This is a genomic window from Chryseobacterium sp. HNCC26DJ240 (assembly GCF_057180485.1).
Window position 1 is genome coordinate 215,182 of the sequence record NZ_JBXUGK010000008.1, and the last position, 15,878, is coordinate 231,059.

Consider the following 15,878-nt stretch of genomic DNA (forward strand, 5'->3'; position numbering starts at 1 on the left):
CAAGCAATGGAGAAATCTAAAATTTTATACGCTGAGGATGACGAAACAATTGCATTTCTCATTCAGGACAGTCTGGAAAATTTTTATGAGATAAGTCGTTTTTCTGATGGAAAATCTGCTTTTGATGCGTTTGAAAAAAACTCTTTTGATATTTGCCTTTTTGATATTATGATGCCTGAAATCAACGGTTTTGAACTGGCTGAAAAAATCCGTGAGAAAAATGCTGAGATACCTATTATTTTTACTTCCGCAAAAGCTTTAAAAGAAGACAGGATCAGAGGTTTGAAGATAGGTGCCGATGATTACTTGGTAAAACCTTTCAGCATAGAAGAATTGATTTTAAAGATTGAAATCTTTCTGAAACGTTCTAAAAAAACAGAAACACTTCCGCAGAATTTTACCGTCGGGAAATATATCTTTGATCCTAAAAATTATACTTTAAAAGATAATTTAAGCACAGTTACCCTTACCCAGCGGGAATCTGAACTATTGTTTTTCTTTATCCGGAACAAAAATACCGTGCTGAAAAGACAGGATATCCTGAAAGCAATCTGGGGCGATGACGATTATTTTATGGGAAGAAGTCTCGATGTTTTTATCTCAAGGCTGCGAAAGGTTTTGTCTGATCAAGAGCAGATTTCCATTGAAAACATTCATGGAATCGGGTTTCGTTTTTCTGAGAAGTAATCTAAATGAGATTTGATTTTACTTAAATCTAAACCATAATATTTTACGGCTGATTTTTATTTAAATTTACGGGTCAAACAAAACTTCATGAGAAAGCCGGCAATTCTTCTTTTTATCATTGTTTCAATTTTTAGTTTAAATCTGAATGCTCAAAAAACGGAAAAGTTAATTCAGTACGTAAATCCTCTCATCGGAACTGAAAAAATGGGGCATACCTATCCCGGCGCAACGGCACCTTTCGGGGCAGTGCAGCTGAGTCCGGAAACCGATACAATTTCCTACGCTTTAAATGGGAAATACAACGGTGAAGTTTACAAATACTGCGCAGGCTATCGATATGAAGATAAAACAATTGTAGGTTTCAGTTCGACCCACTTCAGCGGAACGGGACATTCTGATTTGGGAGATTTTTTAATCATGCCAACAGTCGGGAAATTACAATTGAATCCCGGAACATCGGCCAATCCTGAAAACGGTTACAGAAGCAGATTTTCACATCAAAATGAAAAAGCAGAAGCAGGATATTACAAAGTAAAACTTGATGATTACAATATTTTAGCAGAATTAACGGCAACTACAAGGGTCGGCGTTCATCGTTACACCTTTCCAAAGTCTAATCAGGCACATATAATTTTAGATTTAATGGCCGGAATTTACAATTACGACGGTAAAAATGTCTGGACTTATGTTCGCGTTGAAAATGGAAATACAATCACGGGTTACCGTCAAACCAACGGTTGGGCAAGAACCCGAACCGTTTATTTTGCTATGAAATTTTCGAAGCCGTTTAAATCTTATGGTCAGAAAAATTACGACGGGAAACAGGTTTACAATGGTTTTTGGAGAAAATTTGACCAAACCAAAAACTTCCCCGAAATCGCAGGTAAAGACCTAAAAATGTATTTTGATTTTGACACCAATGAAAATGAAGCGATAGAAGTAAAGCTCGCAATTTCACCCGTCAGTCAGGCGAATGCGATGGAAAATTTAGAAAGAGAAACCGGAAAATTATCTTTCGATGAAGTCAGAAAACAAACTCAGGAAATCTGGAATAAAGAATTAAATAAAATCGTCGTTCAAGGTTCTGAAACTGATAAAACTAACTTTTATACAGCGATGTATCACACCTTTATCAGCCCGACGACCTATACTGATTTCAACGGCGAATATAAAGGTTTAGACCAAAATGTTCACAAGGCAGAAGGCTTCACAAATTATACAACGTTCTCAATCTGGGATACTTACCGTGCATTGCATCCGTTTTTTAACATCATTCAATCCAAACGGAATAATGATATGGTGAAATCGATGATGGCGCATTACAATCAGTTTTCAATGAAAATGTTGCCGATCTGGTCGCATTATGCCAACGATAATTGGTGCATGAGCGGTTATCACAGTGTAAGTGTGGTTGCTGATGCGATCATCAAGGGAAATTATGATGGTGATGCAAAAGCTGCGTTGATGGCTTGCGTTGAAACTGCGAACAAAAGAGATTACGAAGGCATCGGTTTTTATATTGACAAAGGTTACATTCCTGCTGAAAAAAGCGGAATTTCAATTTCAAATACTTTAGAATATGCTTATGACGATTGGGCAATTGCTCAATTGGCGAAACATTTGGACGAAACGGAAATTTACAATCAATTCATCAAACGTTCAGAAAACTGGAAAAACAATTATGATAAAAGCATAGGATTTATGCGACCGCGTCTTGCTGACGGAAGTTTTAAAAAAGATTTTAATGCGTTAAGCACGCACGGACAAGGCTTCATCGAAGGAAACTCATGGAATTACAGTTTTTTTGTTCCTCATAATCCTACTGAATTGATGACCATGATGGGTGGAAAGAAAAAATTTGCTTCAAAATTGGACGAACTGTTCACAATGCATCTGCCAGACGAGTTTTTCGCCGATACTGAAGATATTACAAGAGAAGGAATCATTGGTGGCTATGTTCACGGAAACGAACCTGCTCATCACGTTGCTTACCTTTACAATTGGGCTGGTCAGCCATGGAAAACGCAGGCGCAGATCAGAAGAATTCTGGAAATGCAGTACAAAGCAACGCCCGATGGATTGGGCGGAAATGACGATGCAGGACAGATGAGTGCGTGGTATATTTTGAGTTCACTCGGGTTTTATCCGGTTGCTCCGGGATCAGAGGATTATGCGATTGGAAGTCCCGCTGTTGAGAACGCAATTTTAAATCTGGAGAACGGAAAAACATTTGAGATTCAAGCCATCAATCAAAGTCCGAAAAATGTTTACGTGCAGAAAATTGTTCTTAACGGCAAAGAAATTAAGAATTTTACTTTGAAACATTCAGATATGATGAATGGCGGAAAACTGACTTTTTATATGAGTGGAAAAGCAAAAAAGTAATATTGAAGCGTCATTGCGAGGAGGTACGACGAAGCAATCTGTTGAACTTGAAAAACCTGCTTCAACAGATTGCTTCGTGCCTCGCAATGACGGGCTGCTCACAATGCTGACAATCTGTTATTTAGTATTTCCCAGTAAACCGTATAATAATTTTTCTTTGATTTCATCTTTGATCTCGTCTGTAGATTCGATGTTTCTTTTAAACCAGAAATATGAATTGTTCAGGGTGTGGAGAATAAATCTTGTGGTGAATGTTGGGGATTTCAGTTCCCAGTTTTCAGCGGTATAAATTTCAGAAATCAGTTGCTCAACTTCCTGCTGATAATTTTTTCTAAGGTCGACAAATTCAGTTAATCGCTCTTCAAGATGCTTCCATTCGTTGGAATAAATATGCGTTACATCGCGGTTTTTCAAAACAATTGAAAGATGTTTTTCGATAAACAGATTGAGTTTCTCTTTTGGTGGCAGACTGGTGGTTTTTATGACCTGAAGTTCATCAAAAAACTCTTGTGCTACGCCAAAACAAATCCATTCTAAAATTTCTTCCTTCGAGCGGATGTGTGCATACAAAGATGCCGCCTTGATGTTCAGCTTCGTTGCCAAATCCCTTACAGAGCTTGCCGGATACCCCTTTTCTTTAAAAAGTTCTATGGCTACTTCCAGTATTTTCTGTTGTTTTTCTCTCAATTCCATGATTGGTTACAAAAGTAAATATTCTGAGTTTAAATCTATTCTTTTTGATGAATGATTTTCAAACGGTGGCCTTTTACGTTTTCAAAAAAAAATAAAAATCGTTTACTGACTATTTTTCATAATTAAATCTATTAATTTTAGTCAAAAACGGAAATTTTGTCTTTTCCAAATCTTATTGAAATGTTAAATTCGGAAATTTTGACCATATTTTTTATAAAATCAACAATTGAATACTTTTTGCGATAAGCTATTCGAATTAAATGATTGACCGAACATTAAGAATTTAAACCTTAAAAATTTAACTTCTTAATGTTTTTTAAAAAGCAAAATAATTGTTTCAGTCTTAAAGTTGAACAAAATTTGATGCAATTTTAAAATCAATTATTATTTATCAACCATTAATTATAAATAATATGAATCTAAATCAATATACAGTAAAATCACAGGAAGCCATTCAAGCAGCACAGCAAGTGGCGATGGAATTTGGCAATCAGCAGATAGAACCGCAACATCTTCTCGAAGGAATTTTTCAGGTGGATGAAAATATATCGCCTTACTTGCTCAAAAAAGCGGAAGCAGATGCAACGTTGGTAAGAGAGCGTAACAGAGAAAATTTAGAAAAACTCCCAAAAGTTCAGGGAGGAAATATTTACCTTTCACAGTCAGCCAACAAAGTTTTGCTGGATGCACCGAACATCGCCAAAAAAATGGGTGATGAATTCGTAACCATCGAACATCTTTGGCTTTCACTTTTAGAAACCAATTCAGAAGTTTCGAAAATGCTGAAAGATATGGGCGTGACCAAAAGTCTCTTGGAAGGCGGAATCAAAGAATTAAGAAAAGGCTCGAAAGCGACTTCTGCAAGTTCGGAAGAGACTTATCAGTCTTTAAATAAATATGCAAAAAATTTCAATGAATTAGCAGCAGAAGGAAAATTAGACCCGGTAATAGGACGTGATGAAGAGATCAGAAGGGTTTTGCAGATTCTTTCGAGAAGAACAAAGAACAATCCGATTTTGATTGGAGAGCCAGGTGTTGGTAAAACCGCTATCGCAGAAGGCATTGCACATAGAATTATCAGCGGAGATATTCCTGAGAATTTGCAGGATAAAACCTTGTACTCTTTAGATATGGGAGCTTTGATCGCCGGTGCAAAATACAAAGGTGAGTTTGAAGAACGTTTAAAATCTGTCGTAAATGAAGTCATTAAATCAGACGGACAAATCATTCTTTTCATCGACGAAATCCACACTTTGGTGGGAGCCGGCGGTGGTGAAGGTGCGATGGATGCGGCAAATATTTTAAAACCGGCTTTGGCAAGAGGAGAATTAAGAGCAATTGGCGCAACGACTTTGAATGAATATCAAAAATATTTTGAAAAAGATAAAGCGCTTGAAAGACGTTTCCAGAAAGTAATGGTGGAAGAACCGGATACGGAATCGGCGATTTCCATTCTTCGTGGAATTAAAGATAAATATGAAGCACACCACAAAGTAAGAATCAAAGATGAGGCGATTATTGCGGCAGTAGAAATGTCTCAACGATATATTTCAGACCGTTTTTTACCGGATAAAGCGATTGATTTGATTGATGAAGCTTCAGCGAAATTGAGAATGGAAATCAATTCAAAGCCTGAAGAGCTGGATGTTCTCGACAGAAAACTGATGCAGATGGAAATTGAGCTGGCTGCTATTTCGAGAGAAGGCAATCAGACTAAAATTGACCATTTGAAGGAGGATATTTCTAAAATTTCTGAACAGCGGAACGAAATCAATGCTAAATGGCTGAAAGAAAAACAGAAGTCTGAGGATTTAACCCAGATTAAAAAAGATATTGAATCCCTGAAACTCGAAGCTGAAAGAGCTTCAAGAGCTGGAGATTATGCAAAGGTTGCTGAAATTCAGTACGGAAAAATAAAGGAAAAAGAAGATGCTTTGCAGAAACTCGAACTGGAAATGCAAAACCATCAGAATGAATTGATTAAGGAAGAGGTGACTGCAGAAAATATCTCAGAAGTCATCGGAAAATGGACGGGAATTCCTGTTACGAAATTACTTCAATCCGAAAGAGAAAAATTACTGCATCTTGAAACCGAACTTCATCACAGGGTTGTGGGTCAGGAAGAGGCGATAGAAGCCGTTGCAGATGCCATCAGAAGAAACAGAGCGGGCTTGAGCGATGAGAAAAAACCAATTGGAAGTTTCCTGTTTTTAGGAACGACCGGAGTTGGTAAAACTGAGCTGGCAAAGGCTTTAGCTGAGTTTTTATTCGACGACGAAAACAATATGACGAGAATTGATATGAGTGAATATCAGGAAAGACATTCCGTCTCACGTTTGGTCGGTGCACCTCCGGGATATGTTGGTTATGATGAAGGCGGGCAGTTGACTGAAGCAGTTCGAAGAAGACCTTATTCAGTCGTGCTTTTGGATGAAATTGAAAAAGCGCATCCCGATGTTTTCAATACTTTGTTACAGGTTTTGGATGACGGAAGATTGACGGATAATAAAGGTAGAGTGGTGAATTTTAAAAATTCAATTATTATTATGACTTCGAATTTGGGTTCGCATATCATTCAGGAGAATTTTGAAAATATCACCGAGGAAAATCAGGATGAAATTGTGGACAAAACAAAAATTGAAGTTTTTGATTTACTGAAACAAACCCTTCGCCCGGAATTTCTGAACAGGATTGATGAAACCGTTCTTTTCCAGCCTTTGAGAAAAAAAGAAATCGGAAAAATCGTTCAATATCAGTTGAGAGGTTTCAATGATTTGTTACTGAAAAGAAACATCATTATGACCGCAACACAAGATGCTCTGAGTTATTTAACCAACAAAGGTTACGATCCGGTTTTTGGGGCAAGACCTTTGAAAAGAGTGATTCAGCAGGAAGTTTTAAATAAATTATCAAAAGAAATCCTCGCAGGAACCGTGAATGACGGCGACAGAATTACGCTGGATTATTTTGAGGAAACAGGCTTGGTTTTCAGGCCTTCAGAAAAGTAATAGTTTTTTTTCATATTTAGTTTTTTAAGGAAAACCTCAGCTGATGTTTGGCTGAGGTTTTCGCATATTTTGGATTGTGGAATTTGTATATTTGGCATTATCAAAAAACTATTCTACATGAAAGTAATAATATCAATTCTTTTAGCATCAATTAGCATATTCCACTACGGACAGAATTTAGAAAAAAGTGCTGCAATAAAATCTTGTGAATGCCTTGGTAAGCTTAAAGAAATTACTGATGAAAAGTATGGAGAATGTATCGCAAATTCTTTAGCTAAGTCCGCAACCGAAGTAAATGCTTCAACACATTTAAAACAAATATCAACTGTTGACGGAATGAAAAATGCCTTAATAAAGGTTGACTCTATTGTTAAAGCAACTTGTCTCTTGGAAAGCAAGAATAAATTAGATCAGAAAAAAAAATTGTATTATTCCTATTCAAAAAATAAAAATGCTCATGATTCATATATTATAGGAAAAGATTTTATGAAAGAGAATAAATTTGATTTAGCTATCGCATCTTTTGCAATTGCTCTTAAAAATGATGAAAATTCTGTTTTGATAAATGACGACATTGCAGTATGCTACAGACAATTAAATGACTATGACAATGCTATCAAATATTATAAAAAATCTTTATCAATATTTCCAGAAGGTGATTTTGCATTGAAAAACATTGGTGTTGTTTATACTTTGAAATCAGACTTTAAAACTTCTAATGAATACTATAAAAATTGATTAATTTCTACCCCGAAGATGCAGAGGGATATTTTGGTTTGGGGAAAAATTTGATTCTTCTTGAGGATTTGGAAAATGCATTGTTAAATATTATTACAGCACATAAGATTTATTTAAATGAAAACTCAGAATATACAAAGGATACAGAAACTTTGGAAAATATCATCTACCAAGAAATGAAGGAAAAAGGAGAACAGAATATATTCTTCAAAATTGCAAAAGAAAATGGGGTAGAAATTAAAATTAATTAATAATATGATTAAAATAAAAACGCCACAAACTCTTTGTAGTGTTTCAGTTTTACAAACTCTTCTAATTTTAGTAGACATATGTTGCATAAGAATCACGTCTCATGGCTGTGGGTATAGGTCTGTTTTTTAGACGTATAGAAAAGCAACATTTTTTAGTTTTCAAATATAAATCAACTGCGTCTTCACAACCTTTCTCCCTAAATTTTCCAAAACGTTTTTGTAATTTTCAATTTGAGCATCATTTTTTTCACTTTCCTCGCCGGTTTTGAAATCGACAATCACGTATTCATTTTGATGCTTTAAAATCCGGTCAGGTCTGTAAATCTTCGTCACACCGTTTTCAGAAATCATAATGTCTTTTTCGTTGATAACTTCCCATTTTTCATCAAAAAATTCATTGTGCTGGTCAATGATTCTTAGGAGTTTTATTTCAATGTCAATCTTTTCTTCCAGCGTAATTTGTCCTTCAAGAATGTACTTCTCCAGAACTTTTGCAATGTCTTTTTTGGTATTAATTTTCGACAGAAGTTCGTGCACAAAAAGTCCTATTCTCACTTTTTCAATTCTTGTCTGATAATTTTTTGATGGTGTCGCTACTTTTATTGAAGTCGTCTTTTCGTTGAGGTTTTTAAGCTCGGTAATATTTTTAGTCTTGAAAGAAGATTTTTTATGGTAAACCTTTTTCTTCAGCATTTCAGGTTCTGTTGGGTACAGATCAAATTCATCATCAACATTATTTTTAGACTGGACAAATTCCAGAATCTCCAGATTATTTGAAGTTTTATTTGCTTTCTGAATGTAGAAAAACAACTGCTCAACAGGTCTCGTCGTTGCAACATATTGAAGACAAAGTCTGTCTACAAAATTTTTGTAAGAATTTTCCTGATTAAAAATTCCGATTTCTTCATCATAAACTTCCAGATTTTTGCTGAATTGGCTGATATTAACTGATTGCAAAACATCCAAATCGCCAGTGTCGAACCAATTGGTAAATTCCGCATCACGGTTTTTATTGATCATCGGGATAAAAACAATCGGAAACTCAAGTCCTTTCGCCTTATGAATCGTCATGATCTGAATCGCATCAATATTTTCTGATGCCTGAATGGTGTGTTTTGAAGCTTCCTCATCCCAGTATTTCAGAAATTCTTTGGTGCTCGCTCCGGCATTTTGAGTGAAATTGAACAGCATCTCAAGGAAATTTAAAAGGAAATCAGTTTCCTTATTTTCCACCGAAAATTCATTGATGTAAAATTCGACAAAATTATAAAGATTAAATTTCGGGAAATCGTCCTGATGAAGCTTTACTCCATAAATTTTTTCAATCTGCTCAGCGATCAGTTCATGGTCTGAAATATTCAGAATTTCCTGCATTCCAACAGTGAAATCATCCATTACAATCCGACCCGATTTTCTCAGAAAATACATCATCATAATCAGGCTCGTTTTGTTTTTTCTGTTGCTTTGCCATCTCAGAAATTCGATGACAGCCTTCAGTGTATTCGAAAGATCCAAAGTAAGTCCTTTGTCTGAAATTGTTTTGATATTGGTGGTTTCGCCTTTGTAATTGACCGTCAGATTTCCCAGTTTTTGAGAGTAGCTGAAAATATCAAAATTGCCACGGCAGAGAATGGTAATGTCAGAAAACGAAAACCCATTATCAAGACTTTCCTGAATGTCTTTCTGCATTTTTTCTGAAGTGTCTGTGTAAAAATCTTCATTCGTAAGATTTTCGATGAGGTTTATTTTTACACGACCTTCTAGAGACGATTTTGGGTTTTGTTCACCATCAATTCCAAAAATGTTCTGATGTTCTTCATTTAAATTTTCAGAGTGAAAACGGTACAGGTCATTATTGAAATTCACAATATTTTTCGCACTCCGCCAGTTGTCTTTTAAAACCAAAAGTGATGCTTCTTTCGGAGTAATTTCTTTCTTGCTGATAATGTCGAGCATCAACTGACTTTCACCACCACGAAAACGGTAAATACTTTGCTTCGGGTCGCCCACCAAAGTAAACGAAGTGTTGTCACTTGAAACGGCATGATCTCTCAAAGGAAGAAAATTCTGCCATTGAAGCTCCGATGTATCCTGAAATTCATCAAAGAAATAATGATGAAACTGCGAGCCCACTTTTTCATAAATGAATGCCGAAGGTTCACTTTTCAGATTTTCATTGATCAAAATATTGAATTTTGAAAGCAGAACCAAATCGTTTTCTTCCTCGATCTTTTTCAATTCATCCTGAATGTCTTTATTTACCTTTAAAGGCAAAAGTGCAGCGAGAATTTTTTCTTTTTTCTGTGTTTCAATAAAAATTTTAATGAGTTGAATACGGTTTTCAAGAAGCTGATCAAGAATTTCAAGAATATCCTGTTCCTTATGTTTCGATTTTGCTGCAGCGCCTTTTCCGAAAGTATTTCGGGCCGATTCCTCATTGGCCGGAAACGGAAAATCTTTCCTGTTTTTCTGATAATAATCTACAACTTTTACGAAAAATCCGCCCAACCCATTTTTACCCTGAGCAAAATCTTCAATTTCAATCGCTCTGTCTTTGAAAAGCTGAATTGAATGTAACGTAAGCTCAAGCGACTTCTTTTTATTGGCAGAAATTTCTTTTCGAAGTGTATTTTTAATGTCTTCATATTTCTCACTGTCAAAATCTTTATTTTTCTGAAGATTCTCATAATGAATGTCTTTCACAAATTCTTTTGCAGAATCGTAAAGGTTTTTATTGAGATTTATTCTTTCATTATTTTCTAAACTGTAATCTACATAATCCATGAATGAATTTGAAATCACATCGTTTTCCCCAATCTGATCAAGCATTTTGTCAACGGCTTCAATTAAAAAAGGTTCAGGATCAATTTCAAGATTAAAGTTTTTGGCTAAACCCAATTCGTATGAAAAACTACGTACCAGACGGGAATTAAAACGGTCAATCGTCCCGATATTTAAAGTAGAATAATTGTGTAGAACGTAATCCAACAGCTTCTTCGAGCGGTAATGCAGTTCATGAATATCTATTTTCAAACCTTCAGATTCAAAAGCGATTTGAATATTTTTTAAATCTGAATTATCTGCATAATTATTTTCAGTAAATCTTCCCAGCCACGAAAGAATTCTTTCTTTCATTTCGTTGGCAGCTTTGTTGGTGAATGTCAACGCCAGAATATTCCGAATTGATTGTGCTTGATTGGGATAGCGAAGACAGATCATCAGAAGCCGCTGCACAAGTGCATACGTTTTCCCTGATCCTGCCGAAGCGTTGATTACCGTATATGAATTTTGCATTTTTTACAGAATTTAAACTGCAAGATAATATATTTTCTGTAGGATTTTTAACAGTAGCGATCGGTATTTTAACAAATTTGAACCAAAAATTAATAAGATTTGATAAAACGTGTTAATGCAGGTTAAAATTTATTTTTAAACCTAAATATATTTTAGATTTGCTGAATAAAACAATGGCCTGTGAAATGTAAACTACTCTTTATCTTCTCTTTCCTGCTTTCGCTCAATATCTATGCTCAGGAATATATTTTTGGGAAAACAAGTTCTGAAGAAAATGCAGAAATGCCTAACGTGACTGTCATCAATATTCGTACTGACGAAAGGGTTTTAACTAATGCCGACGGTCATTTTATGATTTTGGGCAGAAAAGGAGACGACCTGCGATTTATCTCCCTTGGTTACGAACGTGTTCAAACCAAAATTACAGACGAAGCTTTAAAGTCACCATTAAATATTACGCTTAAGAGAAGTGCCGTGGCTATTGAAGAAGTTGTGCTCAAAAAAAGATTGACAGGCGACCTGAAAATTGATACGAAAAACTATAATCCACCTGCAAAAGTTGAAAAACTTCGGGCAGATATAGGAAAGTATATCAGACAGAAATCTTCTCCTGAAGTTATGGCACATCAACCAGGGCAGTTTGTGCAGCCCGTCACAAAAGGTACTTTTAGCATTGGTAAAATCAAAAATAAATGGGATGATGTAGATTTTATGAATTACCTCATTCAGGCTTTAGGGGCAGATTACTTTGCAGATTTAAAAATTGACCCTTCACAAACTCAGCATTTCATTTATTATATTTTCAACAGCGGTTTTGAAAGAAAACATATTCTGAAATATGGTTATTGCAGCGAAGCAGATATTAATAGGTTTAACAGTGCAGTTTTGCAAAGAATTTCCTCTTATAAATCGCCACTAATCATTACAAAATGAAATCGACATGGTTTCAAAAACAAATACCTATGAATATTCCAACGATTGCATATGGCCTTTAAAAACTATAGATACTTCATATGAAAATGAAACTACTCTTTTTCATTACATTATTTTCGGTGTTTTCGTTAGCTCAAAATAAAGTTTCAGGAACTGTTGCAGATGAAAACGGAAGTGTACAGGGACAGGTTTTGATTTTAAATTTCACCAAAAATCAGTCTGTTTTTTCAAATGCTGACGGAAGTTTCTCTATTTATGCAGATACAAACGATGAAATTCGGTTTGTAAAAGATGGGTTTTACCGGTTTGAATTAAAAGTGAATGAAAAAGTTTTGTCTGAGAAAAATAATGTGACAGTGAAGCATATTGAAATTTTGATTCCGGAAGTTGAGTTAAAATTTCAGCCTACAGGAAATCTTGAAAAAGATGCTAACAATGTGGGTATTTCTAAAAGAGTTGCGGCTTTAAATTCTAAGATGGATGAGTATATGAAGTCGCCTTTGGCTGAGCCAAACCCAACCAATATCGCTCCGAAATCTTTCCAACCTCATGATTTTAAGGAAGGTCAGGTAAGTCTTATGGGTGTTGCTGATGCCATCGGACAGCTTCTTTCGAAGAAAACAACTAAAGCCAATTATTACGAAACAAAAGACTTTCTTGCAAGATTAAAATCAGAAGTCGATCTGAGTTATTACCGGAAATTTGGGATGAGTGATGAAGGAATTGACAGGTTTTTGCTATACGCCGAAGATGTTTATATGCTCTCAAAGAAGTACAGGAAAAATTTTGATAAAGCAAAAATTTCAAATAATCTGATGTCCGCTTTTCAACAATACAAAAAAACAAACGATCTGGAATTATAGTTTAGTGATAAACAATATCGTAGATTTCGTCCCTTGCCTCATTCAGATTTGATGGCTGAAAATTAGCCAGAAGCCAAAGTTCCAGTTTCTTTTTCCCATTGCCGTAGCTGGGTTGGATGTACATTTCGTCAATTAAATTAAATCCGTTTTTCTGATAAAACGAAAATCTTCGTTTAGAATCCTCATTCAAATGCTCGGGTTCGATTTCCAGAATGATTTTAGTATGATTTTCCTTTAAGAGATCAATGATCTTTGAACCCAACTTCTGATTTCTGAATTCTAAAAAGACTTCAAAATGTTCTACAAAAGTAAAAGTAGAGAGTTCCCAAAGTATAGCGTACCCAACATTTTCATTCTCATTTAAAACTGAAAGAAACTTTACATTCTGATGAGCAAAAAGCTGTACAAACTTCGTCCACTCGCGTCTTTCATCTTCCGGAAAAGAAGTGATATAAGAATTGTAGACTTGTTCAATTCTGTAATCATCTGGTGAAGTAATTTGATTAAATTCCATTGTTACAGGTCAAAAACACTCGGTCGGCGTGTGATAAAAATGTCTTTTATCCAAAGTGTAAAAGCGAGTCCGAGATAGATTAAAAAGAAAAATCCTGCCGTTGCGTAAGTAGAGTAGATAAAGAAAACCCTCAGTTTAGAAACCGGAATTCCCAGCTTGGCACCCATTCTTGTGAGTACTCCAAACCATTCTCTTTCCATTTTGTGACGTAAGTTATCCAACATTCTACTGCTCTTTTAATATTTTAAAACCGATGCTGCAATTTAGGCAATTTTTTGGTGTACAGCAGTTTTTATAATGATAAATCAATGCCTGACTCTGCAAAGCATTTTTTATTTTTAAACCTAGATTTTTCCAGCCATCAACAGTCGAGTTTTTCTCGGCGCTGATTTCTTTATAAAACTCAAGAATTTCATCGGCGATTTCTTCGTTTTGGTATTTGTGATAGGTGTATTTCAGAGGCAAAACAGTATTCAGAATAATCAGTTCAATGAAATCTTTAGTTAAGATTTTAGGCTGGTCAACAGGCGAAATCTTTCCAAAATTAAAATGATTATCCCAATATTCTGATGCTTTGATGTCTTTAAATATGAAAAGCAATTCATCCGTATTGTTGGCAGTAATAATCTTTGAAAACAGGTTTTGATGCTGATGATAAAGGTCTGCGAGTTGAGATAAACGCAGAGTTGGAAAATTTGGCGGACGTAATCTGAGAAATTTCGGTCGAATGATAAGATCAGGTAAATCAAATTTAGCTTTCAGGAAATCGAATTCTCTCTTCCAAATTTGTGTTTGTGAATCTTCGGTCTTTTCAAGCCAGCCTGAAATTCCAAATAGGAGGGCTTCGAGGTGGGTTTTGTTTTGTCTGATTTTATTAAAAATGGTAAAATCTATACTTTCTGCTATCAGTTTGAAGATTGGAGCATTCACTTTCAAACCGAAAGAATAGGCGAGATTGTGAAACAAGACAGCTTCATAATTGTTTTTAAAAATCACCAAATCTTTCTCAATTTCCAGCGATTTCTCTTCAAGCTTTTTAAGAAGACTTTCCTCATAAAAATGAACGGGAATTTTTTTAGGATCAAACAAATCTTCACAAGGAATAAACTGACTTTCTTTTTCCAGTTTTTCATATTTCGGGAAAATAGATTTGTCAATATGATTGATCAGTTCAAGTGTTGGAATGTTTTTTAATTTGAACTCATGAATATCTGCATCATTTTGGTAAACCACGTGCAGGATAATATTGTCATAGTTGGGATCTTTGGCGTGCTGATGAAAAATCCAGTCGGAAGATTTTATATGGAGCTCAATGTTTCCGGCTAAAGTTACACCGTTAATTTTTATTTTCGCCATCAGAAAATCGGGTCCGGAATCTGTATTCCATCTTCCGAAATCAATTATTTCTATGGGATTTCTTTCGGTATCTGTAAAATCGAAATGGGTAAATACTTTGAAATTCCAAAGGTACTGGAGAAGTTTTTCGTTCATCTTCTTTGTGTTTTATTTTAACTAAAATTATGAAAAATCTAAACAGCTTCATCATTTTTAATCTTAAAAAAAAGAACTGAACAAATTATTGGATTGCTGTAGGCGTGGAATGGATGGATTTTACTCAAAACTTCAAAAATCCTTATTTCAAAGGCTTCCTGCACCATGGTAATGGTTTTGCGGAGCTTCCGCAAACTCCAAACACCCTAGTAATGAACTTGCGGAGCTTACGGAAAGCTTCCCGCACCCTAGTAACAAACTTGCCGGAACCCGTGAAAGTGTCCTGCACGCCTGCGACGGGTTTGCCGGAAAAAATATATTACCAATCCGAATTTTCCACATGAGGTTTGTCAAAAAAACCAAATAAAAACGTTCCATCGGAGCGTTATCTGTGTAGAAAAGAGCTGTTGTGAGAAGGGTGCAGTCCGTAGGACTGCTATCTGTGTTCCGAGTTTGGAATTTAAACTAAAATTTTTCGCTTCCCCTTCTTTTCTTCAGCGTAACTGAATGGCTTTTGAAATCAGTTTCAGTCATCATTATTTTCTTATTGGAATTGTCAAGGTTTATGGAGAAATACTCGTTCTTCTCAAGATCTTTAATGAAAATTATAGAACCCTTAACGGCAATACCAAGCAAACGTGAAGAATATATTTCCTCTGCTTTAAGATTTGAAGTGTTTAGAACAAAAACTCTTTCCACATGCTTGTCTGGACAGGCAACAATTATTTTTTCCTGATGAAATTTTAGGTAAATGCATCCAAAGGACATTCCCATGTTGTTTATTGGAGGAGTCCAGCTGACTGTGAAGTTATCTTTCGTAAACATCAGCAAATCTTTACCCACATTATTAGATTTCCACCACGCCAAATTGTCTAAATATTGGTCGCAGTGAATAATCCAGTTTTCTGCACCGAAATTATCTTTCCATTTTATTTGGTCAGAATCTGTTTCTACATCGATATTTAAGGAAAATAAAATATCTTCTATCTCAGAGAGTATTTCTTCTTTCATGTTGATTTGG

At 35.3% G+C, this 15,878-nt stretch carries 13 protein-coding genes; 7 read left to right on the top strand and 6 right to left on the bottom strand.

Annotated features, from left to right (window positions below):
* The first annotated feature begins 6 nt into the window (after nucleotides 1-6).
* Both AC2A1G_RS17145 and AC2A1G_RS17150 read left to right on the top strand, forming a co-directional pair.
* Nucleotides 7-687, top strand: a complete 681-nt coding sequence (locus tag AC2A1G_RS17145) for a response regulator transcription factor (RefSeq protein WP_484048109.1) — start codon at nucleotides 7-9, stop codon at nucleotides 685-687.
* A gap of 87 nt (nucleotides 688-774) precedes the next feature.
* A complete protein-coding gene (locus AC2A1G_RS17150) occupies nucleotides 775-3,072 on the top strand; it encodes a GH92 family glycosyl hydrolase (protein ID WP_484048110.1) in 2,298 nt (765 codons plus the stop codon).
* Between the two features lie 117 nt (nucleotides 3,073-3,189).
* Here the strand turns inward: AC2A1G_RS17150 and AC2A1G_RS17155 are convergent, their stop codons facing one another.
* Nucleotides 3,190-3,765 carry a TetR/AcrR family transcriptional regulator gene (locus AC2A1G_RS17155; RefSeq protein ID WP_484048111.1) on the bottom strand — a complete coding sequence of 192 codons (576 nt, stop codon included), beginning with the start codon at nucleotides 3,763-3,765 and terminating at the stop codon, nucleotides 3,190-3,192.
* Between the two features lie 413 nt (nucleotides 3,766-4,178).
* On the opposite strand from AC2A1G_RS17155, the gene clpB reads away from it, so the two are divergent.
* The 3 genes from clpB (at nucleotide 4,179) to AC2A1G_RS17170 (ending at nucleotide 7,762) form a co-directional block, all read left to right on the top strand.
* Nucleotides 4,179-6,773, top strand: a complete 2,595-nt coding sequence (clpB, locus tag AC2A1G_RS17160) for an ATP-dependent chaperone ClpB (RefSeq protein WP_484048112.1) — start codon at nucleotides 4,179-4,181, stop codon at nucleotides 6,771-6,773.
* Nucleotides 6,774-6,890: 117 nt separating this feature from the next.
* Complete coding sequence (locus AC2A1G_RS17165; RefSeq protein WP_484048113.1) at nucleotides 6,891-7,511, top strand: tetratricopeptide repeat protein; 621 nt, start codon at nucleotides 6,891-6,893, stop codon at nucleotides 7,509-7,511.
* Nucleotides 7,508-7,762, top strand: coding sequence for a hypothetical protein (locus AC2A1G_RS17170; protein WP_484048114.1), 255 nt, complete (start codon nucleotides 7,508-7,510; stop codon nucleotides 7,760-7,762). The genes AC2A1G_RS17165 and AC2A1G_RS17170 overlap by 4 nt, the downstream gene beginning before the upstream one ends.
* 159 nt (nucleotides 7,763-7,921) lie before the next feature.
* On the opposite strand, the gene AC2A1G_RS17175 is transcribed toward AC2A1G_RS17170, so the two are convergent.
* Nucleotides 7,922-11,056 (bottom strand): UvrD-helicase domain-containing protein, encoded by a 3,135-nt coding sequence (locus AC2A1G_RS17175; RefSeq protein WP_484048115.1) that lies wholly within the window; start codon nucleotides 11,054-11,056, stop codon nucleotides 7,922-7,924.
* Between the two features lie 180 nt (nucleotides 11,057-11,236).
* On the opposite strand from AC2A1G_RS17175, the gene AC2A1G_RS17180 reads away from it, so the two are divergent.
* Both AC2A1G_RS17180 and AC2A1G_RS17185 read left to right on the top strand, forming a co-directional pair.
* Nucleotides 11,237-11,989, top strand: a complete 753-nt coding sequence (locus AC2A1G_RS17180; RefSeq protein WP_484048116.1) for a carboxypeptidase-like regulatory domain-containing protein — start codon at nucleotides 11,237-11,239, stop codon at nucleotides 11,987-11,989.
* An 86-nt stretch (nucleotides 11,990-12,075) separates the two neighbouring features.
* Nucleotides 12,076-12,852 (top strand): hypothetical protein, encoded by a 777-nt coding sequence (locus AC2A1G_RS17185; RefSeq protein WP_484048117.1) that lies wholly within the window; start codon nucleotides 12,076-12,078, stop codon nucleotides 12,850-12,852.
* A gap of 1 nt (nucleotide 12,853) precedes the next feature.
* On the opposite strand, the gene AC2A1G_RS17190 is transcribed toward AC2A1G_RS17185, so the two are convergent.
* The 4 genes from AC2A1G_RS17190 to AC2A1G_RS17205 all read right to left on the bottom strand — a co-directional run bounded on the left by AC2A1G_RS17190 (nucleotide 12,854) and on the right by AC2A1G_RS17205 (nucleotide 15,868).
* Complete coding sequence (locus AC2A1G_RS17190) at nucleotides 12,854-13,366, bottom strand: GNAT family N-acetyltransferase (protein WP_484048118.1); 513 nt, start codon at nucleotides 13,364-13,366, stop codon at nucleotides 12,854-12,856.
* 2 nt (nucleotides 13,367-13,368) lie between these two features.
* Nucleotides 13,369-13,590 (bottom strand): PspC family transcriptional regulator, encoded by a 222-nt coding sequence (locus AC2A1G_RS17195; RefSeq protein WP_484048119.1) that lies wholly within the window; start codon nucleotides 13,588-13,590, stop codon nucleotides 13,369-13,371.
* Nucleotide 13,591: 1 nt separating this feature from the next.
* Nucleotides 13,592-14,857: a DUF2851 family protein gene (locus tag AC2A1G_RS17200; RefSeq protein WP_484048120.1), complete on the bottom strand. Its 1,266-nt coding sequence runs from the start codon at nucleotides 14,855-14,857 to the stop codon at nucleotides 13,592-13,594.
* A 465-nt stretch (nucleotides 14,858-15,322) separates the two neighbouring features.
* Nucleotides 15,323-15,868: a hypothetical protein gene (locus AC2A1G_RS17205; RefSeq protein ID WP_484048121.1), complete on the bottom strand. Its 546-nt coding sequence runs from the start codon at nucleotides 15,866-15,868 to the stop codon at nucleotides 15,323-15,325.
* Nucleotides 15,869-15,878: the final 10 nt, after the last annotated feature.

Bases quoted from the DNA above. Each gene is read 5' to 3' on its own strand.
- AC2A1G_RS17195 (WP_484048119.1), bottom strand. From the start codon at position 13,590: ATGTTGGATAACTTACGTCACAAAATGGAAAGAGAATGGTTTGGAGTA.
- AC2A1G_RS17185 (WP_484048117.1), top strand. From the start codon at position 12,076: ATGAAACTACTCTTTTTCATTACATTATTTTCGGTGTTTTCGTTAGCT.
- AC2A1G_RS17190 (WP_484048118.1), bottom strand. From the start codon at position 13,366: ATGGAATTTAATCAAATTACTTCACCAGATGATTACAGAATTGAACAA.
- AC2A1G_RS17145 (WP_484048109.1), top strand. From the start codon at position 7: ATGGAGAAATCTAAAATTTTATACGCTGAGGATGACGAAACAATTGCA.
- AC2A1G_RS17175 (WP_484048115.1), bottom strand. From the start codon at position 11,056: ATGCAAAATTCATATACGGTAATCAACGCTTCGGCAGGATCAGGGAAA.
- clpB (WP_484048112.1), top strand. From the start codon at position 4,179: ATGAATCTAAATCAATATACAGTAAAATCACAGGAAGCCATTCAAGCA.
- AC2A1G_RS17165 (WP_484048113.1), top strand. From the start codon at position 6,891: ATGAAAGTAATAATATCAATTCTTTTAGCATCAATTAGCATATTCCAC.
- AC2A1G_RS17205 (WP_484048121.1), bottom strand. From the start codon at position 15,868: ATGAAAGAAGAAATACTCTCTGAGATAGAAGATATTTTATTTTCCTTA.
- AC2A1G_RS17155 (WP_484048111.1), bottom strand. From the start codon at position 3,765: ATGGAATTGAGAGAAAAACAACAGAAAATACTGGAAGTAGCCATAGAA.
- AC2A1G_RS17200 (WP_484048120.1), bottom strand. From the start codon at position 14,857: ATGAACGAAAAACTTCTCCAGTACCTTTGGAATTTCAAAGTATTTACC.
- AC2A1G_RS17150 (WP_484048110.1), top strand. From the start codon at position 775: ATGAGAAAGCCGGCAATTCTTCTTTTTATCATTGTTTCAATTTTTAGT.